Below are 25,957 nucleotides of genomic sequence, written 5' to 3'. Positions count from 1 at the left end.
TCCGCCCCGCCCTCGCCGGCGCTTGCCCCCCTTCGGCTCCGGGCCCTTCTGCGGCTCCGGGCCCGGCGCGCGTCGGCGGCTCAGTCGTTGAGCGCCATCAGGGCATCCCGGTCCTCGAGGACGACATGGCGGGTGGACGGCAGGGTGATCAGATGGTCGCGTTCGAACTGCGACAGGGTCCGCGACACCGTCTCGATGGTCAGGCCGAGATAGTCGGCAATGTCTTGGCGGGTCATGGCGAGATGCACCGTTGCCGGCTCCTCGTCGTCGGCCATCTCGACCAGAAAGGCGGCGACGCGCTGGGCGGCGCTGCGCCGACCCAGCAGCAGCGCATGCTGCTGGGCGCGTTGCAAGCACTGCATGGCGAAGTGGAAGATCTGCGGCGCCATCTGGTCGTTCCGGGCCGCCGCCGCGGTCAGGCCACGCCAGCGATAGGCGACGATCGTGCAGTCCGAGACTGCCTCAGCCGACATTCCATGGCTATCGCCGAGTTCCAGGCCGAAGATGTCGCCGGCCGAATGGAAGCCCTCGATCTGGCGCCGCCCGTCGCTCAGGAACTTGCAGGTGCGCACGACGCCGCCGACGACCTCGTAGAAGGAGCGGACCTCGCTGCATTCGGCGTAGATTTCGCTGTCCTGGGCAAAGTTCAGGACCTGCCCGGCGATCGTCACGCTGCCGGTCTCGGGCCGCGGGGCCGCCTGCGGACCGGCACGAAGGGCCTGCGCCGCTAGATGTCCTGCCGTGGAGTCCCGCTCGCTTCGCATTGCCAGAACCGTCGTAATGGGAACCTCCTGATGCCGTCCAAGTCGATGATCTGTTGTAGCGGCGGCAGGACCGGCTCTGAATTCGGTTTGCTCCTAAGGGAATCTACGTAAACGAGACTTGCTACGGCTTCGTCCAACTCCAGTCTCGGTACGAAATTGAACCTTTCAATGCGAGCGCAGGGGTGACCTACCACTGAGTTTTGCCTCCACGGCAGATTAGAGCCCACCTTCCTTAGAGGACGGACAGCATGAAGCGTAAAACGGTTCACGGAAGAGCAGATTATTGGCGTGCTGAAGGAGCAGGAGGCGATCGTGTCCCACGGCATGGTGTAGCTCACGGCTTCGCACGACGCTTTCCGGCAAGGCCGGGCTGATCAGTGTGCCGTTGCTGAGGTCGTTTCAGGCGGCTGCGGTGGAAATTCGTATGGTTTCTGGCTTGCTGCCTGTGGCTATGAGTTCGGCCATAGGCTCAGTCTGCATGTAGCGATTTTGCGTCTGCCATTCGTCGTTGACCTTAAGAAGGACCGCGCCGATGGGGCGGATGATCGAGCCTTTGTTCGGGAAGATGCCGACGACATCGGCGCGCCGCTTCACCTCCTTGTTCAGGCGCTCCAGCGAATTCGTTGAATGGATCCGGGTCCGATGCTGGCTGGGAAAGTCCAGATGCGTCAGCACGTCGGTCTCGCTGTCGTCGATGAAGCTGCACAGCTTGGAGCTCTTGTTCCGGAGCTGATCGGCGACATGGCGCAGAGCTTGACTGGCAGCGGCGCGATCGGGCTGGGTGAAAGCCTGGGGCATGGCAGCCGCCGCCATGCTCTGCTGCGCCTTCGGGACATAGGACAGGGCGTTGCGCATCCCGTGGACGCGGGGGCTGTTGAGGAATTGAAGTTTCCGACGTCCGTTTGCCCGAGCGTTATCGGCCGGATCGGCCGATCGCTTTGCAATCCAGAGAGAGAGCCCATGCGAGGGATGGCTCTCGGCGTCCTGCGAACAGCAAAATGGCGAGAAGTGCGGCTGCGAGGCGCTTCAGGTTGATGGCAGCGGTGGTGAGGTAGGCTTGGATCCTCGTGTTGCTCAGCCCGCGCCTAACGGCCCGAGACAGGCCGTGCCACGTCTTGGCCTCCCCATGGTAGCCTTCGGAGCGCCAGCGGTGACGTTGGTAGAGGCGGCGATCCTCGTTTGACCACCGTTCCCGGCGACGGCGAGCCCGCAGAAGCGCAGGATATTCAACACCGACGACGACAGCCTTGTTCACTCGCCCCTTCGAGAGGCAGAGACGCGCAAGGTCACGTTGTCTGCAATCGGCTGCCCGGGACGTGAAGAAGCGGCCGTGTTTGATAGCTTGCCCTGACTTTAGGATCTTACCGCGAGGGCATTTGAGGCGATCGTGCTTCGCGTCTTAACAGAGGCGGCGCATCGGCACAGGCCTGCGGATCGGCTCTGCTTTGGTTGGGATCACCGCCTCGATGTGACGCTGCTCCAAACCTGCGAAGACCTTGGCATAGGGATAACCGGCATCCGCCGTGGCGATCTTGATTGCTGCTCCCCTGATCTCGGCCGCCGCGTCGATGCGCTCGATGTTGACCTTTCCCTCGTTGGTTTCTCCGGTTGTGACCTCCACGTCCAGAACCACCCCGCGCTCATCGTCCACCACCGCATGTTGCTTGTAGGCAGGCTCGAGCCGCCGGTTGCGCCCGTTCGTGGCCATGGATGCATCCGGATCGGGGACACAAGCTTTCTTGTATTTACCGGTCTTGCGGCTGACGCGGTCCGCATCCGCGTCGTTGGCGTCGACGAGAGCATCGACATGGCGGACGGCGAGGCTCTCCCAGCTCACATCGGCACGGATCCACGAAGCGTCGATGTGGACGATCTCGCCCTTGGCGATCTTGGCCGCCACGCAGGCCGTAACCGTCCGCTCAAAGATCTTGCGAAAGCGTTCGGCGCCCCAACGCTGGCGGATGCGGGTCAGCGACGAATGATCGGGAAGCGCCTCGTGAAGGCCAAAGCCAACAAACCAGCGGATCGCAATATTGACTTGCGCCTCACGCATTAGACGACGGTCATGAACAATTCCGAGCAGAAAGCCCGCCAGCATCAGCCTGACCGCCACTTCCGGATCATGCCGGGACGGCCGACGCCCTCGGCATAAAGCTCAGCCACTCTCCATGCAGCCAAGCGAGATCGAGAACCTGGTCGACCCTGACCAGCAAGTGGTCGTCCGGAATTAACTGCCGAAGCGAGCCGCACATATCAAGTTCGAGTTGATCGCGTTCCTTGCGGCCGAGCATTTCGTTGCCCACTGACCTGCACGCCCAATAGCAGCAGTGAATCGGGATCCGCGGACTTCTTCAACAGCCCCACGCAGCAGCGCTGCTATGTCGCCGTTAGCAGCTTGGTGACCGCGGCTTTGATGCCCTTGTGTGCGTCGGACACGACGAGCTTTACGCCGCGCAGGCCGCGTCGGGTCAGCTTTCGCAGGAACTCGGTCCAGATCGGCTCGGCTTCCGAGGTGCCGATCTCCATGCCGAGAACTTCACGCCGGCCATCGGCGTTGATGCCGACGGCGATGATCACGGCAACCGAGACGATGCGGCCGCCGCGGTGTACCTTCAGGTAGGTCGCGTCGATCCAGAGATAGGGCCAGTCGCCTTCGATCGGCCGCTCTAGAAAGGCTCTTACCTTGCCGTCGATCTCTTCACACAGCCTCGACACCTGGCTCTTGGAGATGCCGGTCATGCCCATCGCCTTGACCAGATCGTCGACCAAGCGCGTCGAGATGCCCTGGACATAGGCCTCTTGAATGACAGCCGTCAGGGCCTTCTCGGCCATGCGCCTTGGCTCCAGAAAGCCGGGAAAGTAGCTGCCCCTGCGCAGCTTCGGAATGCGCAACTCGACTGTGCCGGCTCTCGTCTGCCAATCCCTGTCGCAGTAGCCATTGCGCTGGGCGAGGCGCTCGGCACACTTCTCGCCATAGCTGGCGCCGGTCGCAGCACCGACCTCCAGTTCCATCAGCCGCTGGGCGGCAAAGCCGATCATCTCGCGCAGCAGATCGGCATCAGGGGGCTTCTCCAGAAGGCTGCGCAGGCTCATCATGTCGTCGGTCATCTGGGGATCTCCGGTCCGGGTTGGATGTCCCAACCCATGCCTAACCGGAAACCGCTGGTGACCACCGCGCCGCCGATCCGTCCTACAGCGCGATGAAAGGCGCGGACGAGATCGACGACGCTACCGCCGAGCTACACCACGGATGGGGACACGACCCAGGAGGCGGGCGCAAAGGGCGCCGATCTGGCAATCCAGCACGGAATTTCCGAGGCGACGCGCTACAACTGGAAGGCCAAGTATGGCGGCATGGACGTCTCCGACGTCAAGCGCCTGAAAGCTCTCGAGAGTGAGAATGCAAAGCTGAAGAGGCTTTTGGCCGAGCAGATGCTCGACGTGGCGGCGCTGAGCGGCGACGCTTCGGGTATCGCCGGCTGTTTTTCCTTCTGCGGCGGAACGGAGAGACGTCGGGGTCGACCGGATCTATCGTCTCTATCGCGAAGAGAGACTGACAGTGCGCAAGCGCAGTGTACGGCGCCGCGCCGTTGGCACGAGGGTGCCGATCCTTGTCGAGGCGAAGCCGAACGCCCGCTGATCGCTGAATTGCGTCCATGACCAGTTTGCCTGCGGGAGGCGCTTTCGCATCCTGAAGGTCGTCGACGACGTGACGCGCGAATGTCTGGCAGCGATCGCGGACACATCGATCTCCGGTCGCCGTGTTGCCTGTGAGTTGACCAGCCTTATAGCCATCCGCGGCAAGCCCGGCAGGATTGTTTCAGATAACGGCACCGAGTTCACCTCGAACGCCATCTCGCCTGGTCGAAAGATCACGAAATCGAGAGGCACTACTTCGCGCCGGGCAAGCCGATGCAGAACGGCTTCGTCGAGAGTTTCAATGGCCGCATGCGCGCCGAACTGCTGAATGAAAGTCTGTTCCTCGGTATCGACCACGCCCGCAGCATGATTACGGCCTCGGTCGAGGACTTCAACACCGAGCGCCCTCACTCCCCGCTTGGCTACATGGCCCCTGCGGTCTTCTCCAAGACCATCACCTCAACCGACTCCGGCACTACGCAATAGAAACGCTCCGTGCCTGCGCCGCTTGCTCCCACCGCGCCAATCGGCGTAGCAAAACGGACCCGGCTCTAATCGCTGCTGGATGAAAGTTCAGTGGCAGGTCAGGGGTCCTCAACATATTTGCGGGAAAGTCCAACCACGTCACTGCGGCAATTTGGCGTTCCGCTGCTACGTCACTTGGCGAGTGGCGCGTGTATGCCCACAATATTCTGCGTACGGCGGAAGGCTGGGCGCTGTCGTCACAGATCTCGACTTCATCCGTTTCAGAGCCGAGGCTGTTACCACTGCACACCCCCTGTCCTTCGACTAGACGGTCATTGAGATCATACATCTCGGCGGTGTGCTGGCCACCGGTTCGGCCGGTCCGCCGTCGGCTACGCCTGCGGCTGAGCAACGGGCGGAACCTCCCACCCCCTCGGCACCCGAACGGGTCACCGGCAGCTCCGGCCACCCGTCGGGTGGGCCCGTCAGGCACACCGGTTCAGCGACGTCCCGATGCCGCAGACCGTCGCGCCGCGATGCGGCCAGGCGCCGTCAGCCCCGGACCTCGGCCTCCGCCGCCGCCAGTCCCCAGGCGAGCAGCTCCGCCGCCTTCGCTTCCGACCCCGCCTCGACATAGCAGCGCAGCTCCGGCGCGTTGCCAGAGGCGCGGAAATGCACCACCGGCCCGGCGTCGAGGATCACCCGCACGCCGTCCAGTGCGTCGACCGACGCAACCCGGCCCGCCGGCGCAAAGAAGCCGTCGCGAAACTGCGCGTCCTCGGCCAGCCGCGTCAGGAACGCGCCGCTCGCCGCCTGCGGCACGTCCTGCAGCCGGTGCGCCGCCGCATGGCCGGCATCGAGCTCCGCCACCAAGGCCGCCAGATCCATGCCGCGACGCTTGGCCATCGCCAGCGTGGCGAGGATCGGCAGCACGCTGTCGCGGGTCGGCAGCGCCGGCAGGCTGCGGCCGTCGCGGGTCACCGCCGAGCCCAGCAGCAGGCCGCCATTCGCCTCGAAGCCGACAATGCCCTCGGCGCCCGCCTGCGCCGCCTCGGCCATGCCGGCAATGACGAAGGGCGAGCCGACCTTCGTGCGCACCACCCTGCCGGCAATGCCGGACGTCTCCACCGCCGAGCTCGATGTCACCGGGGTGACGATCGTCGTCAGCCCCAGCGCCCGGCTGGTCAGGAGCCCCAGCACGTCGCCGCGCAGGATCGTGCCCTTGGCGTCGGCGACCAGCGGCCTGTCGCCATCGCCGTCGGTGGAGACGATCGCATCGAAGCGGCCCGCCGCCGCCCAGTCGCGGATCTGCTTCACGTCTTCCGGCCGGTGCGCTTCCGTGTCCACCGGCACGAAGGCGTCGGAGCGCCCGAGCGCCACCGCCGTGCCGCCGAGGGCCGCCACGAGATCCGCCAGCAGGTCGCGCGCCACCGAGCTGTGCTGGAACACGCCGATGGTCAGCCCCGCCAGCGCATCGGGCGCGAAGAAGTCCGTATAGCGCCGGGCGAACACCGCAAGCGCGTCGCGTTCCGCCGCCTGTCCGCCGGCCTCCGGCCCGGGTCGCGGATCGGCCCCGGCAATGGCGGCGAACTCGGCCGCGATGCCGGTCTCGTCGGCCTTGGTGATCTCGCCGCCGCGGCCGTAGAATTTCAGCCCGTTGCGGTCGTCGGGAATATGGCTGCCGGTGATCATCACCGCCGGGCAGCCCTGGTGCAATGCCGCCAGCGCCAGCGCCGGCGTCGGCACCGCGCCGCAATCCACCGCCCGGAAACCGGCGGCATGGGCCGCCGCGATGCAGGCCTCGAGGATCTGGGGGCTGCTCGCCCGCAGATCGCGGCCGAAAAACACCATCTGCTCGGCGCCCGCCGGATCGCCCGCCCGCACATGGCGCAGGAAGGCCAGCGTGTAGCCAAAGCTCGGCCAGCCGACGAGGTCGCTCACCAGGCCGCGCAGCCCGCTCGTTCCGAATTTCAGCGAATCCATCCGCGTCTCCCGCTTGTCCGTCCCGCGCTGCCAGCCGGAAAGACTGGATCGCAGCGCCATCGCGCAGGGCCTTTTCCGCGCCGGCCCCACCGCGTTCGATCGCGCCCGCAGCCTGTGCCACGACAGCCGGCGTTTGCCCGGACCGCCGCTCTGATCTAAGGGCGAGACCCGCGGCTCCGGCCCGCACATCCTGCCGCCCAGCGGCGATAGCACGAGAAGGCCGTTTCGTGGAAAGACCCGCCGACACGAGGCCTTGCTGAGTAGCTCACATATAACTCAGAACAATTTTAACATCTTTACCGTCATATACCCCCACACCTCAGAATAAAAATCTAGATATAAATGCCCCAGCCACAAATCCGATCATAGAACCGATCAAGCCACCGAGCATGAACCATGATATCGCGCTAGAGACACGGCGTGTTTCCGTTTCGATCGCAGATTCATAGGTATCATTATTAATCTGACTATCCACTATATTCGCTCCACTTAGCTATTCATCTAAAGTATCAACATCAATCGACAAAGATCGAGTGTGATACATTTTTTGCGATCGCCTCCGCGGCCTGTTAAGAGCGCTTCGTTAATCTGTGCGGGTGCATCGCTGCTATACCCGTATTGATACTTTTCTACCCCCCCCCGCTAATTCTCTAACTCGAAGCGCATTCGGGGTTAGGCGGTTATTGCCCCCCCCGCCTTTGGGAGTTGTATAATGGCGAACTAGGTTGGCCGTGGTGTTGAGAGGAGGCGTGACTTCGCCTTAGGCAATCCCTCATATAAAGCTCTCTTTCAAGATCGATCTCGAGGTTTTCCGTGCGAGCTTGGCAGTGGCGGTTCTAGGGTGATCGTAGTAGGTGCGCCAGACGCCCTGAAATCAGCTCAGCTGCTTGACGCTGGATTTCCAGCGCTACCCAATGCCGTATAGACAAAATTGGCGGGATACCGAGTTCCCCACCTGATTGAGGAGTACCCGATGAAGGTTTTGCCGCAGCGCGGCGCGACGGTTGAAAGGAGCCCTGCTCGAGAATTAGGAGCGCAGGCGATCCCGGTCCTCAACATCATTCTGACGCTCGGCTTGGTCTCGGCTGCTTGGGCAGAAAGCGACCTCTATCGCTATTGCGCGCCGCTTCTCCTGCTCCAGGCCCTTGTCACCTTCGTCAGAACCGACGAGCGGCCGTCAATCGGGATCATGGGCTGGCTGTGCATCGCCTGGGTGGTCTACATCCTCCTGCGCAATGCCGCCGTCTTTGTGCTGACACCCGACATGGCGGGAGGCTCGGCCGAGGGGATCTATCTCTTCCCGCTGGTCTACCCGACGCTCGGCTACGCCTTCTTCCTGAACTGGCAGCGAATGCCGGCGATAGCCTGGGCGTTCCTGGGAATCAGCCTGATCGCCCTTCTGGCGAGCCTCGAGCCGCAGACGATGCTCTCCGGCGATCGCGCGCCCCTGCTCTTCCACCGCAATCCCATCCATGCCTCGGTCGGTGCCGGCCTGATCGCGCTGGCGGCCATTTGCTTTGGCCTCTATCTCGCGCGGGCGGGGCCGCACCACCGGGGTCTGCGGAACGGTGGCACCGCTCTTTGCGTCATCGTCCCCGGGCTGTGCTTCCTTGGCATTGCCGGCGCGTTCTCCAAGGGCGTCTGGCTGGCGCTGCTGGGTGCCCTGCCGGTTCTGTTCATCATGGTCTTTACCGAGCGCACGCAATTGCGGCACTGGCTGCTCCTGGCCGCGGTCATGGTCGCCGCGGCGATCCCGTCGGTGCTGTTCTATCCGGAGATCTCGGCCCTGATGGCGCCGAATATCGCCACCACCATCGCGTTCGCCACCGGGGCGACCAGCAGCGGCGCCCCGCTAGCCTCAGTGGATGCGCTGATCGCCTCGGGCAATGTCCCGCACAGTCTTAACGAACGGCTGATGATCTGGATGAATGGCTGGGAGATCTGGCGCACGAACCTCGTCCTGGGAACAGGGATCGCTTGGGAGGCGCTCTGGGAGACGACTAGCTATGCGGGCGTCGGCTACCACCTCATGCACAATGGATATCTGGAGGTGGCCGTGCGCTACGGCCTCGTCGGGCTCGGCTTCTATGCCGTTCTCATGGTCTGGAGCCTCCGGCAGGCTTTTGCCTGCCGCGCCCGTGGCCTGATCCCGTCATCCGCACTGGTGCTCTACGTGACGGCGACCGCATTCTTCGCCCTGACCCTGTTGACCAATTCCAACAATCGGCTGGCGATCGGCGAATCCTTCATGCTGGTCGCCGCCGGCTTCGGCTTCTGCTGCTTCTACCGTCTGCAACTCACTATCGAGGAGAAACAGTTCGGTTCGAAAGACGCAAACAGACGCGCCGATGATGCGTATTAGCAAGACCGTCCCTCAACAAGACACAAGCCACAATCGGACTTGCTCCGACAATTGGAGAGCGTTTTCAGTTTATACGGCCAGCCTCTCTGGACTTGCCCGGCTTTTGTGGAGAGCGTTTAGCTCATTTCTCAGGCGTTTCGCTCGAAGGCGATGGGGCTCTGGAAGCCGAGCGATGAATGGCGCCTGACAGGGTTATAGAACCCGTCGATGTATTGGGCGACGGCGTTTTCGGCCTGCTTGCGGGATTGCCATGCGACCTGCCAGATCAGCTCCGACTTGATGGTCTTGAAGAACGTTTCCGCCATCGAGTTGATGCTCCTATGTCGGTCAAGCGGCATTTGTGGCTTGGCCGTTCCCCAAATTCGGTCGACAAAGGCTGTTGAAGATTTCCCTCGCTATGTACCGCTTGAGGCAGCGTCGGATGTCCCGCAATGACTTTCCTTCACCTGTCCGGCGTTCGATGTAAGCTTTTGTTGCGGGATGACAGCGCATGCGGACAACGGCTACGCGGTGCAGCGCGGCGTTGGCTTTCCTGTTTCCTCCCCTGTTGAGACGGTGACGGGTGGTATTGCCGGAAGATGCCGGGATGGGACAGACGCCGCAGAGCTTGGAGAGGGCTGCATCCGATCGGATGCGCTCTGGATTGTCGCCGAGAACGATGAGCATCTCCGCGATCGTGCCGGTCGCGATGCCTGGCGAAAACATCAACGATGGTGCCTTCTGGAGAACCAAGACTTCGAGCGCGTCGACGAGTTCGCGAATCTCCGCATTCAGTGACAGCCAGCGACGAGCCAGCATGCGAAGTGCCGTCTTGGCCGAGGCCGTCGTCGAATTGATCGAGCCTGGACGCAAGGCAGCCAACGCCCGGACCAATGCGATTCTGCCGGTGATGGTGATGGTGATGGTGATGAATCGCTCGCGCAGATCTTGAGGCGCGTTCACGATGAGGGTCTTCAGCGTAATCATCGCCTGTGTACGGGACTTCATCGCGGTGTCACGGACGATCTTGAGATGCCGGATCATCTCGACAGCACCGTCGCCCGACTTGGCGCAGGTGCGCGCTTCGCCAGAAAGAACCGCGCGAGCGGCGGCCTCGGCGTCGATCGCATCGCTTTTGCCGCGCTGACGACGCAGCCGACGGTTCGGGCGGTCAACCTCGATGACGCGATATCCTTTCGACCGGAGTGCCCGGCTCAAGCCTGCACCGTAGGAGCCGGTGCCTTCGATACCGAATGCCTGAACGGGTCCGAAGGCTTCCGCCCATTGTAGCAGTTGTCGATAACCTGCGGCCGTCACCGGCACCGTAAAGGTCCCGAGAGGCGCCCCAAGACCTGTAATTGCGACGGCGACATGAAGGTCTTTGTGGGTATCGACACCGACAATGACGGTGTCCGATATGGTATCATGCATCATGGTCCTCCAGGTGAGAGAACCCGACGCCGCGTTCCGGTGGGACAGGACTGTGATGGGATGGCGGTCCCTCAAGCTTCCTATGAAGTCAAACATCGAAACGCCGCCGGGCGCAGCCTGGAGGGCCGGCAGATCAACGCCATGACACAAGGTCAATCGTAACACGGGCCAGATCCTTCAGGCTGCCCGCATAGTCTCACAGTCGTAGCAGTCCCCGCGCCCGCTCATCGAGATCAGGATGCCGCGCCTTCGGAGCAGCGCCTGATAGTCGACAGAGTGGTCTGCCCCCTCTGAAGTGGTCCTCCCTGAAGTATGGTTTTCGAGCCATTGGAGGACGAGAGCATGCCGCAGAAGAAGCACAAGCCTGAAGAGATCGTCGCGAAGCTGCGGCAGGTCGATGTCCTGGTATCGCAGGGGCGATCGGTTGCTGAAGCCGTGCGCGCGATCAGCGTGACGCAGTTCACCTATTATCGTTGGCGCAAGGAATACGGCGGCCTGAAGGGCAACCAGGTCAAGCGCCTGAAGGACCTTGAGAAGGAGAACGAGCGCCTTCGAAAGGCGGTCTCCGACCTGACCCTGGAGAAGCTGATCCTTCGAGAGGCCGCATCGGGAAACTTCTGAGCCCCTCCCGCCGTCGGCGTTGCATCGAGCATGTCCGGACGATGTTCAAGGTGTCCGAACGCTTTTTTTGCCTGCCGCGTGCTCGGTCAGCATCGCTCGACGCAACGCAAGACGCCGACCGGTCGAGCGGATGAAGCGGCGTTGACCGCCGATATCATCGCGCTCGCCACCCAGTACGGCCGCTATGGATATCGCCGGATCACGGCGTTGCTGCATGCGGCCGGGTGGACGGTGAACGTCAAACGGGTCGAGCGCATCTGGCGACGGGAGGGCTGAAAGTGCCGCACAAGCAGCCGAAGAAGGGTCGGCTCTGGCTGAACGATGGATCCTGCGTCCGTCTACGGCCGGAGCATCGCGACCATGTCTGGTCCTACGACTTCGTCGAGAGCCGACCCCACGATGGGCGCAAGTTCCGCATGCTGAACATCATCGACGAGTTCACCCGGGAATGCCTGGCGATCCGGATCGATCGAAAGCTGAACTCGACCAGCGTCGTCGACGCCTTGACCGACCTGTTCATCCTGCGCGGCGTGCCCGACCATATACGCTCGGACAATGGGCCGGAATTTATCGCCAAGGCAGTGCGGGAATGGATCGTCGCCGTGGGTGCCAAAACGGCGTTCATCGAGCCGGGCAGCCCATGGGAGAACGGCTACTGTGAAAGCTTCAACGCCGACTGCGGGACGAGCTCCTCAACGGCGAGATCTTCTACTCGCTGGACGAGGCGAAGGTCGTGATCGAAAGCTGGCGTCGCCACTACAACACGGCACGTCCGCACTCGTCTTTGGGCTACCGCTCGCCGGCACCGCAGGTTCTGCAATGGCCGTCTTCGCCACCCGGACCAGCTTCGCCGGCCACGCCAGCCTTGGCGCAAAGGCCGCTCATGAACTAAGATTTGCCCTGGACCACCCGATGGGGGCCGACCACGCGACGAGAGCAGCTTGCCGCCGGAGATCTTGTTGCCAGGAGCCAAGCACAGCCACGACGTAAAGTGCTTGGCAGTCGGCCAGGCCCGCAGGTCCGTACCGCACTCGCCGACCAGCTTGAGAGCCAGAGATGGGCCAAGGCCATGGATCTGCGTCAGGTCGGTGCCGACAAGGCCATATAGTGCTGCGCGCACGTCGAAGGATGGTGCATTCACCTGCTTCGTCCTGGTCCGGATCTTTGGCAGGGGCGCGAGCGGGGCTTCCTACTCGACGGCCATCATGGCAATTGCGGCCTCGAGGCGCCGATCGCACTCGAGTATCTTCTGCTGGTAAAAGTCGTAGAGTTCCAAAGACTGGGAGAGTGCAAAAGCATGCTCCTCTCGGTCGTTGCCAATTAGGGCGGCTCGTATCGTCGCAGTCGAAGAATGGCAACGCATATCGCGCATGGAGGCCAAGACGTCTGGATCCCGCTCGCCCGAGACAATCGCCCGTATGATTTTCATGCCGGTCGCTCCCGTGATGTCCGACACGACATGGTGTAGTTGCAGGTTCATCTCCATCAACGCCTTCTGCATGTGCTGAATGTGAGCGGCAGCATATTCGACCAGCCGCTCGCGCTGCCGCAGATAGGCACGAAGCGTTGTGACCTGGGCATTGGGGCGGAAGCTTCCGCGCAGCAAGCCATAGGAATGTAATTGGCGAAGCCAAGCGGCATCGCTGACATCGGTTTTGCGCCCGGGGACATTCTTAGCATATCGCGCATTCACCAGAATGACCTCGAACCCGTGCCGCTCGAGGATCTCAAAGGCGGGAATCCAATAGACGCCGGTCGACTCCATAGCCACGCTGGTGACGCCGCAGGCTTTGAACCAGTCGGCGAGATCATGCAGATCGTGGGTGAACGTGCCGAAAGCGCGTATTGGTGTCTCATCGCTTTCCGGGCTCACGGCAGCCATATGCGTCCTGGATCCGATGTCGATTGCCGCTGCCCCCGGATTGGTGCGTGTCAGGTTCTGGGGACTTGTAGATTTTGACTTGGGCACAGCTTCTCCTCCATGGTGATGGAGGGGCTGAGCCGCGCAAGTTCGTCATTTTCCTAACCGGGATCGCCATCGCGATGACGTCACCACTCTCAAGTGCGCAACAGCCCATGTGCCACGTTTTTTAACGGGGTCGAGAGCCTCCAATAAGCAGCCGGCAACTCCCCTCCGCCGACCACCGTAGCATGCCCCGTTTCTACCGCGCACAGGCGGGCCAAGGCCCTTGATCGTTTTTTAAGATGTCGCGCTCCTGCTTCAGGACCGCATTCTCCCGCCGCAGCCGCTTCAGCTCGCATGCAGATCGACCGGCGCCTCGCTTGGCTCACTGGCATCGCGCTCATGGCTTAGCCAACGCGTCAGCGTCGATAAGCCAATGCCCAGATCCTCCGCGATCTCCCGCCGCGTCCGGCCGCTGGTCAGTGCCAGCCGCACCGCTTCACGCCGGAACTCCGGCGTCGGCCTGTTCCCGTTTCCCATAGAACACCTCCTGGTTCCTCAGTTGGTGCTCTCCACTTTTCCCGGGCAAGTCCAACTCCATATCCCTTGCTCGTCATGCTCTGCAACGATAGGTGAATCTGGTTAGAAAAGTGAGAAAACAGATCCATTGACGCGCTGAAGCGGGCTTCGGCGGAGGCGAGTCAGTTGCTGAAGCCGGTCGTAAAGAGTATGATCTGAGCCGAAGTGAATGGAACGGGCCGCATCATTCACTGCTAGGGGTCAGAAGGCGCGCGTAAAGTGCCTGATAGCGTCCGCCCATGGCATCTGCCGTAAACAGATCGAGATAACGCCTCCGGCCGGCTTTGCCCCACTGTTCCGCGCGCAGCGGCAGCCGAAGGATCTCGTTCATGGCTGCTGCGAGCGCCTGCGCGTCATCCGGCGGCACCACCAGTCCCGTCTCACCGTGCCGATTAACGTAGCTCGTACCCGTACTAATCTCGGTTGAGATCATTGGCCTCGCGAACATCGCAGCCTCCACGAGCGATAGTCCGAACGCTTCCGATCGCTCGTTGGATGGAAATACGAAAGCCCAGCACCGGCGCATCAGCGCAACCTTCTCCTCGTCGGGCAGGGCGCCGACGAACCGGACATTGGTCAGTTTCTCTGCCTGAGCACGTCCGCGGAGGTGTTCATCCAAAGGTCCTGAGCCGAGAATGATGATATCGGCGGCGACAAGTGAAGCGGCGTCTAAAAGCACGTCCAGACCCTTGTAGTAACGGAGCACACCGGCGAATAGAAAGAATGGCCGCTCCGTCTCCAAGTGTACCGGCAGTGCCTCCTCGGCGTCGACCGCGTCTTGCAGTCCAATTGGAATGATCTCAACCTTATCGCGGTAACGTGCTAAAATAGGACTCGACGCCGCATAGTTCGGTGACGTGGCCACCAAGCAATCAACGCTGCGCATAAACTGGTGCATGAGCGGCGTATAAAGATGCTTAAGCGCTCGCTGCTTGATGATGTCCGAATGATAGGTAACAATGCTTGGTTTGCCGTGTCGCACGAGGAAATGCGCTGCGTCCATGTACGGCCAGGGGAAGTGATAGTGGACGATGTCTGTCTTTGCAGCCTCTTGGGCGAACTGCCCCAAAGCACTTAGAGACATGCCAGTCGAGGAGACCTCTAGATCGAGTCGGGCTTTAAGAGCTCGATGGCCGTGGAACACCACACTGCGCTCTCGCGGCTCGCGGCTTAGGGATAGAACAGTCGTCTCCACTCCAATACTCGCCGTCGAACGAGCAATCGCATCGATTGTACGCTCAACTCCGCCGAACGAATCGGGCCAGTAAGTCTTAAAAAAATGTAGGACGCGCATCAGGCGTGATCGAAATATTTCATGAGCGTCTCTCTACCCTGGAACAGCGTCATCCGTATCGTCCTTCCATGTGAACTCTTATCGCAGTCGCCGAGCGATTGAAACGTGCTGGACGCACACGTTTCGCTTCTAATGTGGAGGCGTCTTGGTCATTGGGCAGTGAGGTGGAGTGACTTGATCTATGGGGCTGATGTGGAGTGCACCCCGTTTCGCCGGACATGCGGCGGTTGGGTTTAGGCATTGAGCCTGATGAACTCTCGCGGCGATTGGAACTTCAAGCCTGAGTGCGGATAGACCTCGCGTATTCCTCGATCCCGTTGGGGAGCAAGGCGAGAACGGCGGCGACGTCGGACAGGACGGTGATGCTGGCATAGTCGCGCTTCAGCGTTTCAATGAAGGCTTCCGGCATGCCGTTCGACTCCGGGCTGCGGACGCGCGTGAAGAGCAGCGTCAGGCCGAGGGCCCGGAAGTGTCGGCGGTGTCCTTGGCAATGTAGGCGCCGCCGTTGTCCGACAGCCATTCGACGGGTTGTTGCACCTTGGTCGTGCCGAAGCGGCGCTCGACGGCGGTGACCACGAGGTCGCGCGCCATCTCGCCGGAGATGCCGGCCTGCGCCACGGCCGACCAAGCGATGATCTCGCGGTCGCAGGAATCGAGGACGAAGAGTATGCGCACGACTTCGCGGTTCCTGGCATGGATCTCCAGATGGTCTGAGCAGTGATCCAGCGAGGCGCCCCCGGTTCGAGCCCGCTGGCGAACGCACGTTCGAGCGCAGGGCAATAACGACGCCGTCATGCGTTCGGCCAGGCCGCCGGGCGGTATGGCGCTCCAGCGTCAGGCCATGATGCTGCATGGTCCTCAGCACCCGCTTGGCCTTGACCGCCGGGCGGCATTCCGCCTGCATGCGACGGTTCAAGAGCGCCGTCACACGCCTGTAGCCTAGGCCGGCCGAGCGTCAACGATGGCACGGATGGGCGCCCGGAACTTGGCATCATCGGCCTTGCGATACGGCCCCCTCGGCTTCACCGTCCTGCCGCGTGGCTCGTTGATCTGGGGACGAGCGACCTCGAGTGTCTCTTTCAGGATCTCGTTCTCCATCGTCTTGCGACCGAGCAGGCACTCGAGGTCCCGGACCCGCTTTTCCAGACCGCGGACCCTCGACGTGCCGGCGACGCCTTCGTTGGCCTGAACGGCGGCATGTCCGCCCTCCAGCATCCGGCGCTTCCCGGCAAAGAGCTGCGATAGCGGGACGCCTGCCTGTCGCGCTACAAAGGACACGCTCATTCCCAGCTGCATCGCGTCCCGGACGAGGCGGACCCTCTTCGCCGTCGACCGTCGCCGCCGGCGCTGCACGGAAGCGATGGCTTCAAACCCGAGAAAACGGGCCATCAGGAGCTTTCGACATAGTCGTACTCATAGGCGGATGGCTATGCCTTATCGGCTATGCCACCTGACCGCTCAAAACGGGGTGCGCTCCGTGATGCCCCTTCCCTCGGCTAATTTGCGGCGGCCATGCAACAGTCGTGAGCGTTTTGGGAGAAGCCCCTATCCAATGTCCGGCTGTGTATCTAGGAGACAACCAACTTCACCTGCTTGTGGATCATCGTGAGCGGGCATATTGACGATAGATGTAGGTAAGAGGATTCCATCGGCTCATGACGGACATGCTACCGTTTGAAACCGCGCTTCGGGCGAAGAAGGTCTTCGTCACCGGCCATAGCGGCTTCACGGGAAGCTGGCTGTCGACTTGGTTAGATCATATCGGCGTCGAGCAGTACGGTTACTCGCTTGCGCCCGACCAGACGCCGGCTTTGGCCGATCTGCTGGACGTTGCGGACATGGTGCCGTCGGAGACCGCCGACATCATGGACTCCGACCGTCTGGATGCCGCGGTCGCGCAGTTTCAGCCCGACGTGATCATCCATCTGGCGGCGCAGCCGCTCGTCCGGCGGTCTTATCGCGAGCCGCTGCGTACCTTCGCGGTCAACGCGCTCGGCACCGCGCATGTGCTTGAAGCAGCACGCCACACGCCAAGCGTACGCGGCGTCGTCTGCATTACCACCGACAAGGTCTACGAGAACCGTGAATGGGATTGGGCCTATCGCGAGAACGACCCGATCGGCGGCAAGGACCCCTACAGCGCGTCGAAGGCCGCAGCCGAGATGGTGATCAAAGGCTATGCCAGTTCGTTTTCGGGCGATGCTGGCCCGGCGATTGCCACAGCTCGTGGCGGGAACATAATCGGCGGCGGCGACTGGTCCGAGGACAGACTGGTGCCGGACTTCGTTCGCGCCGTCATATCGGGCGAGCAGCTCACGCTGCGCTTCCCTGAGGCCACGCGCCCTTGGCAGCATGTTCTGGCTCTTGTGCAGGGATATTGCATGCTGGCAGCAGGCCTGCTGTCGGACGAGCCCAAGCGCTATGCCCGCGCCTGGAATCTCGGGCCGCGCGAGCTGCAGCAGTATCCGGTACGGCGGGTGATGGAAATTCTGGCGACGCAGTGGCAACGGCCGGACCTCGTCTATCTCGACGACCCGCTACCGGAGGCCGGCGCGCTGGCCCTCGACAGCCGCCTCGCCCACGACCGACTTGGCTGGCAGGCGCCGTGGAGCGTCGAAGAAATGATCCGCCAGACCGCATCGTGGTACCGCGCCTATTATGAACGGGCAGCGGGGACGTCCGTGACCGGTCCCGTTTCCATGCGCGACGTAACCCATGCTCAAATAGATACCTGGCGCCAAGGGCTGATACGGGCTCAGAGCTCTTGAGATGCGGGTGATGGTGACAGGAGCGACAGGGTTCGTCGGTCGCCGCCTAGTTGGCTTCCTGCTAGCCACTGGTGACGACGTTCATGCGGTGGTGCGCCGTGCCGACCATGGGCTTGGTTGCCCGGTCACGGTTGCCGAGGACCCGCTCGATGCAACGGCGTGCGGCGATGCCGCACGGGATTTCCGCGCCGAGGTCGTCGTCAACCTCCTGGCGGCGGGAGTCGATCCGGCGGATCGGGACCCCGAGCGGCTCATCGCCGCCAATGCGCTGTTTCCCGCCAGACTGGCGCGTGCCGCAGCCGCAGCCGGCGCAAAGGCATTCGTCCATCTCGGTTCCAGCGCGGAGTACGCGCCGGGCCCGGAGGGCGAGCGGCTGGACGAAGCGGCTCCCATCGAATCCGAGCGTCTCTACGGCTCGACCAAGGCGGCCGGCACGCTCCTCGCCCACTCGGTCGGCGAAGCCAGCTTCTTGCCGACCGCGGTCCTGCGGGCGTTTAACATGTTTGGCGCCGGCGAGAAGCCGCACCGGCTGTTCCCGGCCGTCGTCGCAAAACTGGCCCACGGCGAGCCGGTGGATCTTTCCGCGGGGACGCAGATCCGCGATTTCCTGTCTGTCGAGGATGCCTGCGCCGCCATCCGCCGCATGGCGGCGGCGCTGCTTGCTGCCGATGCTCGGCCCGGCATCTACAATCTGGCGAGCGGTGTTCCGCTGACGGTCGCGGCCTTCGTCTCCACGCTTGCCGAGATCATGGCGGCCGACCCTGCCCTGCTGCGGTATGGCGTCCTGCCGATGCGGCCCGACGAGATCCCGACCGTCGTCGGCGCGACCGACCTGCTTGACGCGGCGATCGGCCCCGCCCAGCAGACCGACCTGCGAACCGCGCTGACCGTCGCCATCGACCAACTCAACCTAGAGCGGGCGCACCATGTCGATGCCTGATGACGCCGCGACGCGGCAGGGTGGCCTGCCGCTGATCTCCCTCTGCATCCCCGTTCTCAACGAGTACGATAATCTCGATCGGCTCTACGAGCGGCTCTACGCCCTCGGTGTGACGATGCGCGAGCGGTGCCACCTGGAGTTCGTCTTCTCCGACAACCAGTCCTCGGACCGAACCTGGGAGAAGCTGGAGGAGCTGGCTGCCAGAGACGATCGTATCCGGGCGATCCGATTCTCCAAGAATATCGGTTTCCAGCGCTCGATCCTCGCCAACTATCTGCATGCGCGCGGCGACGCGGTCATGCAGCTCGATGCCGACCTGCAGGATCCTCCGGAGATGCTGGAGACGTTCTTTGACCTGTGGCGAGAGGGCTATCAGGTGGTCTACGGGCTTCGGCGCAAGCGCAAGGAATCGCCGCTGCTCAATTGGTTTCGCCGCTTCGGCTACTGGACGATCAATGCCATCAGCGAGCATCCGATCCCGCAGAACGTCGGCGACTTCCGACTGCTGGACCGCAAGGTCGTCAACGCCCTCGCCAAGTTCCGGACGCACAACCCATATCTGCGCGGGATGATTTCCGGCATTGGTTTCCGCCAGACGGGCGTCGTCTACAACCGCGACGCCCGCGCCGCCGGCGAGAGCAAGTTCGGCATGACGCGGCTGATCAGACTGGGCGTGACGGCGGTGTTCAACCATTCCACCGTGCCGCTCAGGATGGCGACGATCCTCGGCATCGCGATGATCGGGGTGAGCGTGCTCGGCGCGATCTACTTCGTTATCCTGCGTCTGATCGAGTCGGACCTGCCGCGAGGTGTGGCGAGTATCCACGTCCTCGTGCTATTCGGCATCGGCCTGCAGTCGCTGCTCCTCGGTATGATCGGCGAGTACATCCTGCGCATCTACGTGATGCTGCGGGCCGAGCCGCTGGCGATCATCGACCAGACCATCAACATCGGCGAGCCCGATCTCAAACTCTGACGGACGATCCATGAAGCTTGTCATCCTTGCCGGAGGCCTCGGCACCCGCATCGCCGAGGAATCGGAGACCAAGCCGAAACCGATGGTGGAAGTCGGGGGGCGTCCGCTGCTCTGGCACATCATGAAGAGCTACGCCCATCACGGGATCACCGAATTCGTGATCTGCCTTGGCTACAAGGGCTACGTGATCAAGGAGTTCTTCATGAACTACCAGCGGCATCTTTCCGATGTCGAGATCAACCTGAAGGACGGCAGCCACCGCGTCCTGCAGAGCCAGGCCGAGGACTGGAAGGTGACGCTGATCGATACCGGCGAGAATACCATGACCGGCGGGCGGCTGAAGCGCGTCGCGCCCTATGTCGGCGACGGCACGTTCTGCATGACCTATGGCGACGGGCTGGCCGACCTGGACGTCACGGCTGAGCTCGCCTTCCATCGCAGCCACGGCAAGCTCGCGACCGTGGCCGCCGTCCAGCCGCCCGGCAGGTTCGGCGTGCTGGCAGTCGACGATTCCGGCCACGTCGCCTCGTTCCAGGAGAAGCCCAGCGACGAGATCGGCTGGATCAATGGCGGCTTCTTCGTCCTTGAGCCGAAGGTTCTCGACTATATTGCCGGAGACGCGACCTTCTTCGAGCAGGAGCCTCTGAAGACCTTGGCCAGCGACGGGCAGCTCTCTGCCTTCGAGCACACCGGTTTTTGGCAGCCCTGCGACACGCTGCGCGATAAGCGCGAGCTTGAGAAGCTCTGGGCCGCCGGCGCCCCATGGCGCGTCTGGGCGTGACGACGGTGAATGACGAGATCGACACAGCCGGCCCGCCCTTGCCGACGCGACGCACGTCCCGGGTGCGGGCGGCTATCGGCTGGATTATCTCGATCGCCTGCATCGCCATCATTGCCTACAATGTCGACTTCGACGGCGTGCTGGAAGCGCTCGGTTCGTTCGAATGGCCGTTTCTTCTGATCGCCCTGGTCTCGCTGGCCGCCGGCTATACGATGCGCATCGCCCGCTGGGCGATCATGCTCCGGGCCACGGGAACGCCGGTGACGGTCCGCCAGTGCGCGGCGCCCTTCCTCGGCTCGATCGCGCTCAACAACGTCCTCCCCCTTCGGGCCGGCGACATAGTGCGGGCGACGATCTTTCCCGGCGCCATCGGAGTACCGCGCGCGGCCGCCATCGGCTCCATCGTGATAGAACGGCTCGTCGACCTCCTGACGCTGCTCCTGTGCCTGGCGATCGGCGCCGTCTGGCTCGGTGCAGACCGCCTGCCCGACTGGCTGGCGAACGGGGCGATCCTCCTCGCCGTCGGCGGCATCGGTGTGATGTTCGCGATCCTCCTGTTCAGCGGCACGCTGGCGCAGCTGCTGGCGCGCATCGCCGCAACGCGACCGCGGACGGCTCTCGCGACCCGCGTCCTCGTTGCCCTCGCCCAGTTGCTGGTTGGGTTCCGGCAGATGTCGGGTGCCCGGATCCTGGTGCTGGTCTTCGGCCTGTCAATGCTGGCCTGGCTCGGCGAGGCCGGCGTCTACTGGGCGCTGTTGGTGGGCTTCGGGCTCGAGGCGCCTCTGCTAGCTGCCGTCATGGTGATGGCCTTCGTCACGCTTTCGACGCTGGTTCCGTCCTCGCCGGGCTATGTCGGGCCGTTCCATCTAGCGGCCTTCGCGGCGATCACACTGCTCGGCGGGACGGAAGAGATCGCCACGAGCTACGCCGTGCTCGCCCATTTGATGGTATGGGTGCCGACGACACTAGCCGGCGGCCTCGCCATGCTGCTCAGCCCTGAAATTTTCCGTGGCGCCGTGGCGCAAAGCGGCGCAACCGCCACCTGATGATGACGAGTGATCCCATGACACAGAACGAATACGACGTCGCCGTCGTCGGCGCGGGCTTCACCGGGCTTGCCGCTGCCTATCGCCTCGCCAAGAAGGGGCTGAAGGTCCACGTGGTGGAAGCCGCCGACGACGCGGGCGGCCTTGCCGGAACGTTCGAGTTCGCCGACGGTACCCGCATCGAGAAATTCTACCACCACTGGTTCAACAACGACGTCTACGTGCCGGAACTGGTCGCCGAGCTCGGCCACCAGGACGACATCATGGTGATGCCGTCGCGCAACGGCATGTATTTCAACGGTCGGCTGTGGAACCTGACGACGCCGCTCGACCTCTTGAAGTTCACCGCCCTGCCCTTCTGGGACCGCATCCGGCTCGGCCTGATGGTTTTCCAGGTCCGCCGCATCAAGGACTGGAAGGAGATCGAAAACCTGTCGGTGCGCGAATGGCTGGAGCCGATCGTCGGGCGCAACGTCTACAAGGTCGTGTGGGAGCCGCTGATCCAGTCGAAATTCTCCGTGCACGCCGAGAAGATCAGCGCGGTGTGGTTCTGGAAGAAGCTGGTGCTGCGCGGGAGCACGCGCGACAAGACCGGCGGCGAGCAGCTGGCCTATTTCAAGGGCGGCTTCGGCCGACTCGCCGACATCATGGTCGCGGCGATCCGCGCCAAGGGCGGCACGGTCAGCTTCGGCACGCCGGTGATCGGCGTCGAGCGGGACAGCAAGCGCGTCACAGCGCTGACCACGCCGACCGGCAAGGCGTACGCCGACCGCTATCTCTTCACCCCGGCGTTCCCGATCATCGCCGATATGTTCGAGGGCACCGGCGAGGACGAGTGGCTGCAGCGCATGCGCCGTGTCCGCTATCTCGGCAACATGTGCCTGGTGCTGCGGCTGAACCGAAGCCTGTCGGAGACCTACTGGCTCAACGTCAACGATCCGGGCTTTCCCTTCGTCGGCATCATCGAGCACACGAATTTCGACTCGCCCGAGAACTACAAGGGCTCGCACATCGCCTTCCTGTCGAAATACCTGCCGGTTGAGGATCCGATCTGGAACTACAGCGAGGACGAATACGCCGATTTCGCGCTCGAGCACCTGAAGCGGATGTTCCCGGAACTCGATCGTTCCTGGGTGCAGGAATACCGCATGTGGCGGTCTGAATATGCCCAGCCGGTGACCGAGCGCGGCTATTCCACCTACGTTCCGGGTCGCGACACGCCGTTCGAGAACGTCATGATCTCGACAATGGCTCAGGTCTATCCAGAAGATCGCGGCACCAATTACGCGATCCGCGAAGGCAACCAGGTCGCCGACACGATCGCCGCAGGCTTCACAATATCCCTCGATCATCGCCGTCCGATATAATCCTCATGCCGCTGTTGAGGACAGCAGGCGACCTGATATGCGAAGCAGAGGCAGTCCCACCAGTGAAAACCAGTTCCGACGTCAACGTTGCTAGTGCGGCCGCAAATACGCAGCAACGGAGCAACAGTACAAACTTACTCTATGCGCTTCTCAGGGGAATAGCGCACTGGGGGATTCCGCCGTTCTCGATATTTTGGTGGCTTGCAGCGACGACGCTGATGCTGGCGCTGGCATTTCTAGTTGCGTTCACCCTTCCCGTCCTAAGGGTCGGAGACGGAATGGAGTACTATGCTCTATTCTACGCGTGGGCAGAGACACTCCGTCCGTGGATGAGTGATGCAAGCTTCGCTGCGTATCAGCATCTTCATGAGAGTGGTTCAGTTACCGGCACCCTACCGAGCGAATGGCTGCGGGATCTTTTCCCAAAGCTTCGGGTCGGGGACACGGCAGACTTCAATCATTTCTGGCTCTATAGCTCTCTAGCCGCGCTCGTGCAGGCTTCAATCTCTTGGATGGGGTTGCATCTCAGCGCGCATATGAGCTTCCTCGTCCTGCACGCCCTTCTATTTGCAAGCGTAATGGGTTTGGCCTCTTGCTTTGCTGGCTGGAGAGGGTTCGTGGCAGTTACGGTACTAACTGCAAGTTCTCCGATTTTCTGGTATGGAAACAAGGTACATTCCGAGTTCTTCACCTACTGCTTCACCCTGGCTGCAGTTATCCTAACAACAAGGAATCTGCTAGTCGTCGGCGCCCTGTTGATGGCGTTCGCTGCGACGCAGAACCCAGGCTTGTCGATTGTAGCGGCTGCCATGCTTGGGCTTCGAGGGCTTAAGGGTTGGAGTGCACCCTACTCGCGTTGGGAGATCATGGCCGCCTGTCTGACGGTCCTAATCCTCGCGCTGCACCCAGCTTACTATTTCTTTCGTCACGGCGTAATAACTCCTCAACTTTTGTCAGGAGGCGCTAGCCCTGGGGCCGGTATATCGATCGCGTATATCTGGCTGATCGACCCCGATGTAGGCCTATTCCCCAACTGGATTTTCGGACTTGTGATTCTCGTCGGCGGCATCGTCTTCTGGCATCGGGGCCGGTCCTCTCTTGTCACGAACGAAAATTCTTTATGGTTTGTCTGCGGTGTCTTTCTCGTGGCGGCGCTCTACAGCCACGCATCGACAGAAAATCTAAACTCGGGCGCAACGCCTGGCCTATCACGCTATGCGCTCTGGTACATTCCGCTTATCTATCCGTTCGCTTTGACAGCTATAGACGCGACTTCAAGGTTCCCCCTCAGCGCTCGTTGGCCTGTCATGCTTTTAACGATTGCTATGACAGCATCAGGGTTGGGCAGGATGATTTATATTGTCAACGAGAGCTACGTATCCCCGTCGTATATGTCTCGGTTATTGCAGACCTATGTGCCGGCTCTGTACGATCCACCACCAGAGATATTTGCGGAGAGATACTCAGGCCTTGGAGAGCAGCCCGTGAGAGCCACGGTCGGCCCTGATTGTAAGAAGGTACTTGTTTATCCTGAAGATCCGGGCAGAATATTTGTAACAGTTCCTGCTGCTTGCGCATTTACCGCTTCACAGATCGAGCCGTGGGTCTCGGCGAAGACCGTTGAAATAAACCAGCCCAGCTATCTGCAGATAGTTCCTGGAGATATTGCTCCCCAGAAGCCGATGTCGCCGAGAACCATCTTCCAGCACGATACGAAAGACGAAGCAGTCCGCTACATCGATTGGTCAGTCGCCGAAGCGGCACATCGCTGGAGCGATGGAACCGAAAGCCGGCTCAAACTGCAGCTGCCGCCAGCTGCGGTTGATCGTTGCCTGGAAATCGATGGTTTCACCCTTGGGCTGCAGACCGTCACAGTTTCAGTCGGCGGAAAGGTTATGTCCGACAGGACTTTGGATGGTCGGGGAAAGCTCATGGTACCCTTGGGCGGGGCAGAAGGACTGACAGAAATCGTACTCAGCTTCTCCAATCCACACGTTCCAAATGATGAAGATGGTCGCGTCCTAGCCTTTGCAGTGGAGACGCTTACAGTAGGACCTTGCGATATCGGAACGCAGATGGACTGACGCTTTGATCTAGAGCAGATCCTGCTTAATCCAGTTCATAGCTGGCGTTCCCCCGGTTTCGTGGACAGTTAAGGGCTTGCGTTACCGAGGCTGGCTTTGGCGCTCCTTTCGTAGTTGATGGGTGACTGGTAGCCGAGGGCGGAATGGCGCCTGGCGGGGTTGTACCAGCCCTCGATGAACAGAGAGACGGCCATGCGAGCCTGGGCCATGGTCTGGAATTTGCGCTGATCGAGCAACTCGCATTCCAGCGTGGCAAAGAAGCTCTCGCACATGGCGTTGTCGTAGGCGTCGCCCACCGAGCCCATCGACGGGCGCACGCCGGCTTCCTTGCATCTGAGGCCAATGGCCACTGACGTAAATTGGGTAGATTCAAGCGGTCGACGCAACACGAGCTATTTCTTGCTTCATCAGCCATTGATCAAGGGTTTCGGCCGGGGTTTTCCAGCCAAGAGTTCTTCGCGGCCTGGCGTTGAGGGTGGCGGCCACGGCGGCAATCGTCTCCGCGGAATGGGCGCTGAGGTCAGTGCCTTTTGGGAAGTACTGGCGGAGCATTCCGTTGGTGTTCTCGTTGGTGCCGCGCTGCCAGGGGCTCTGCGGATCGCGGAAGTAGACCTCGATGCCCGTATCGATCTTGAGGGCGGCGTGCTGGGCCATTTCGGCGCCCTAGTCCCAGGTCAACGAACGGCGCAGCTCCTGAGGCAAGGTCACGATGGTGCGGGTGATCGCGTCGCGAACAGCCTCTGCGCCATGCCCCGCAAGCGCCGGTCCGTTCTTGGTTCACGGTCCGTTGCCATGCCCTTCGAGTCGCGGCAGATGCAGCAGCATTGTGAAGCGCGTCGTGCGTTCGATGTCATTCGGCGTGCAATTTTGGGTCTGACGCACTTTCGATGACGATCAGGCGGCGCCTAGCAAGCGGGCCTCAAGAAGATCAAGCTTGGCGCGCCCGTACATTTGCCGCTTCACGAGCTTGAGCTT

12 protein-coding genes and 11 pseudogenes are annotated in these 25,957 nt (G+C 62.1%); 10 read left to right on the top strand and 13 right to left on the bottom strand.

The genetic code is table 11. The features are described from left to right. Positions 1 to 80: 80 nt before the first annotated feature. The 4 genes and pseudogenes from J3367_RS20210 to J3367_RS20195 all read right to left on the bottom strand — a co-directional run. Complete coding sequence (locus J3367_RS20210) at positions 81 to 671, bottom strand: helix-turn-helix domain-containing protein (protein ID WP_421462437.1); 591 nt, start codon at positions 669 to 671, stop codon at positions 81 to 83. A gap of 467 nt (positions 672 to 1,138) precedes the next feature. Beyond that, a pseudogene (locus J3367_RS20205) lies at positions 1,139 to 1,631 on the bottom strand (transposase); the annotation flags it as partial. A 46-nt stretch (positions 1,632 to 1,677) separates the two neighbouring features. Next, positions 1,678 to 3,055: pseudogene (locus J3367_RS20200) on the bottom strand (transposase). Positions 3,056 to 3,143: 88 nt separating this feature from the next. Beyond that, positions 3,144 to 3,872 (bottom strand): annotated as a pseudogene (locus J3367_RS20195) (IS256 family transposase); the annotation flags it as partial. Positions 3,873 to 4,031: 159 nt separating this feature from the next. On the opposite strand from J3367_RS20195, the pseudogene J3367_RS20190 reads away from it, so the two are divergent. Beyond that, a pseudogene (locus tag J3367_RS20190) lies at positions 4,032 to 4,972 on the top strand (IS3 family transposase); the annotation flags it as partial. Between the two features lie 448 nt (positions 4,973 to 5,420). Here the strand turns inward: J3367_RS20190 and J3367_RS20185 are convergent. Then, positions 5,421 to 6,851 carry a phosphomannomutase gene (locus J3367_RS20185; protein ID WP_421462435.1) on the bottom strand — a complete coding sequence of 477 codons (1,431 nt, stop codon included), beginning with the start codon at positions 6,849 to 6,851 and terminating at the stop codon, positions 5,421 to 5,423. Between the two features lie 973 nt (positions 6,852 to 7,824). Here J3367_RS20185 and J3367_RS20180 point away from each other — a divergent pair. Beyond that, positions 7,825 to 9,213 (top strand): O-antigen ligase family protein, encoded by a 1,389-nt coding sequence (locus tag J3367_RS20180; RefSeq protein WP_421462434.1) that lies wholly within the window; start codon positions 7,825 to 7,827, stop codon positions 9,211 to 9,213. Between the two features lie 128 nt (positions 9,214 to 9,341). Here J3367_RS20180 and J3367_RS20175 read toward each other — a convergent pair. After that, a pseudogene (locus J3367_RS20175) lies at positions 9,342 to 9,524 on the bottom strand (IS3 family transposase); the annotation flags it as partial. Positions 9,525 to 9,540: 16 nt separating this feature from the next. Further along, positions 9,541 to 10,623, bottom strand: a complete 1,083-nt coding sequence (locus J3367_RS20170; RefSeq protein ID WP_421462432.1) for an IS110 family transposase — start codon at positions 10,621 to 10,623, stop codon at positions 9,541 to 9,543. 342 nt (positions 10,624 to 10,965) lie between these two features. Here J3367_RS20170 and J3367_RS20165 point away from each other — a divergent pair. Further along, positions 10,966 to 12,136, top strand: a pseudogene (locus J3367_RS20165) (IS3 family transposase). Positions 12,137 to 12,154: 18 nt separating this feature from the next. Here the strand turns inward: J3367_RS20165 and J3367_RS20160 are convergent. From J3367_RS20160 to J3367_RS20145, 4 genes and pseudogenes are all read right to left on the bottom strand, one after another. Then, positions 12,155 to 13,126 (bottom strand): annotated as a pseudogene (locus J3367_RS20160) (IS110 family transposase); the annotation flags it as partial. 316 nt (positions 13,127 to 13,442) lie between these two features. Next, positions 13,443 to 13,687 (bottom strand): annotated as a pseudogene (locus tag J3367_RS20155) (transposase); the annotation flags it as partial. A gap of 223 nt (positions 13,688 to 13,910) precedes the next feature. Next, positions 13,911 to 15,020: a glycosyltransferase gene (locus J3367_RS20150; RefSeq protein ID WP_421462430.1), complete on the bottom strand. Its 1,110-nt coding sequence runs from the start codon at positions 15,018 to 15,020 to the stop codon at positions 13,911 to 13,913. Positions 15,021 to 15,253: 233 nt separating this feature from the next. Beyond that, positions 15,254 to 16,409 (bottom strand): annotated as a pseudogene (locus J3367_RS20145) (DDE-type integrase/transposase/recombinase). Between the two features lie 266 nt (positions 16,410 to 16,675). Here J3367_RS20145 and rfbG point away from each other — a divergent pair. Genes rfbG through J3367_RS20110 form a run of 7 tightly spaced genes read left to right on the top strand, consistent with a single transcriptional unit; the run spans position 16,676 to position 24,982 of the window. Next, positions 16,676 to 17,788 (top strand): CDP-glucose 4,6-dehydratase, encoded by a 1,113-nt coding sequence (gene rfbG / locus J3367_RS20140; protein ID WP_421462429.1) that lies wholly within the window; start codon positions 16,676 to 16,678, stop codon positions 17,786 to 17,788. A 1-nt stretch (position 17,789) separates the two neighbouring features. Further along, a complete protein-coding gene (locus tag J3367_RS20135) occupies positions 17,790 to 18,728 on the top strand; it encodes an NAD-dependent epimerase/dehydratase family protein (protein WP_421462427.1) in 939 nt (312 codons plus the stop codon). Continuing rightward, positions 18,715 to 19,704, top strand: a complete 990-nt coding sequence (locus J3367_RS20130) for a glycosyltransferase family 2 protein (RefSeq protein WP_421462425.1) — start codon at positions 18,715 to 18,717, stop codon at positions 19,702 to 19,704. The genes J3367_RS20135 and J3367_RS20130 overlap by 14 nt, the downstream gene beginning before the upstream one ends. Before the next feature lie 10 nt (positions 19,705 to 19,714). Further along, positions 19,715 to 20,485 carry a glucose-1-phosphate cytidylyltransferase gene (rfbF, locus tag J3367_RS20125; protein WP_421462424.1) on the top strand — a complete coding sequence of 257 codons (771 nt, stop codon included), beginning with the start codon at positions 19,715 to 19,717 and terminating at the stop codon, positions 20,483 to 20,485. After that, the gene (locus J3367_RS20120) at positions 20,482 to 21,531 is read left to right on the top strand and encodes a lysylphosphatidylglycerol synthase transmembrane domain-containing protein (protein WP_421462422.1); all 1,050 of its coding nucleotides are present in this window, start codon (positions 20,482 to 20,484) and stop codon (positions 21,529 to 21,531) included. The genes rfbF and J3367_RS20120 overlap by 4 nt, the downstream gene beginning before the upstream one ends. Before the next feature lie 17 nt (positions 21,532 to 21,548). Next, positions 21,549 to 22,898 (top strand): NAD(P)/FAD-dependent oxidoreductase, encoded by a 1,350-nt coding sequence (locus J3367_RS20115; RefSeq protein WP_421462420.1) that lies wholly within the window; start codon positions 21,549 to 21,551, stop codon positions 22,896 to 22,898. A gap of 5 nt (positions 22,899 to 22,903) precedes the next feature. After that, positions 22,904 to 24,982, top strand: a complete 2,079-nt coding sequence (locus J3367_RS20110) for a hypothetical protein (RefSeq protein WP_421462418.1) — start codon at positions 22,904 to 22,906, stop codon at positions 24,980 to 24,982. Between the two features lie 68 nt (positions 24,983 to 25,050). Here J3367_RS20110 and J3367_RS20105 read toward each other — a convergent pair. After that, positions 25,051 to 25,353, bottom strand: a pseudogene (locus tag J3367_RS20105) (transposase); the annotation flags it as partial. After that, a pseudogene (locus J3367_RS20100) lies at positions 25,352 to 25,831 on the bottom strand (IS30 family transposase); the annotation flags it as partial. The pseudogenes J3367_RS20105 and J3367_RS20100, both read right to left, overlap by 2 nt. Positions 25,832 to 25,957 lie beyond the last annotated feature (126 nt).

This window comes from Aurantimonas sp. NFXS3, assembly GCF_049132005.1.
Classification (GTDB): domain Bacteria; phylum Pseudomonadota; class Alphaproteobacteria; order Rhizobiales; family Rhizobiaceae; genus Aurantimonas; species Aurantimonas coralicida.
Note: the sequence above shows the minus strand (reverse complement) of the source record. Positions and strands in the feature narration are given on the sequence as shown.

Excerpts from the sequence above, each read along its gene's own strand:
- J3367_RS20185 (WP_421462435.1), bottom strand. The coding sequence starts at position 6,851 with ATGGATTCGCTGAAATTCGGAACGAGCGGGCTGCGCGGCCTGGTGAGC.
- J3367_RS20180 (WP_421462434.1), top strand. The coding sequence starts at position 7,825 with ATGAAGGTTTTGCCGCAGCGCGGCGCGACGGTTGAAAGGAGCCCTGCT.
- J3367_RS20170 (WP_421462432.1), bottom strand. The coding sequence starts at position 10,623 with ATGCATGATACCATATCGGACACCGTCATTGTCGGTGTCGATACCCAC.
- J3367_RS20150 (WP_421462430.1), bottom strand. The coding sequence starts at position 15,020 with ATGCGCGTCCTACATTTTTTTAAGACTTACTGGCCCGATTCGTTCGGC.
- rfbG (WP_421462429.1), top strand. The coding sequence starts at position 16,676 with ATGACGGACATGCTACCGTTTGAAACCGCGCTTCGGGCGAAGAAGGTC.
- J3367_RS20135 (WP_421462427.1), top strand. The coding sequence starts at position 17,790 with ATGCGGGTGATGGTGACAGGAGCGACAGGGTTCGTCGGTCGCCGCCTA.
- J3367_RS20130 (WP_421462425.1), top strand. The coding sequence starts at position 18,715 with ATGTCGATGCCTGATGACGCCGCGACGCGGCAGGGTGGCCTGCCGCTG.
- rfbF (WP_421462424.1), top strand. The coding sequence starts at position 19,715 with ATGAAGCTTGTCATCCTTGCCGGAGGCCTCGGCACCCGCATCGCCGAG.
- J3367_RS20115 (WP_421462420.1), top strand. The coding sequence starts at position 21,549 with ATGACACAGAACGAATACGACGTCGCCGTCGTCGGCGCGGGCTTCACC.
- J3367_RS20110 (WP_421462418.1), top strand. The coding sequence starts at position 22,904 with ATGCCGCTGTTGAGGACAGCAGGCGACCTGATATGCGAAGCAGAGGCA.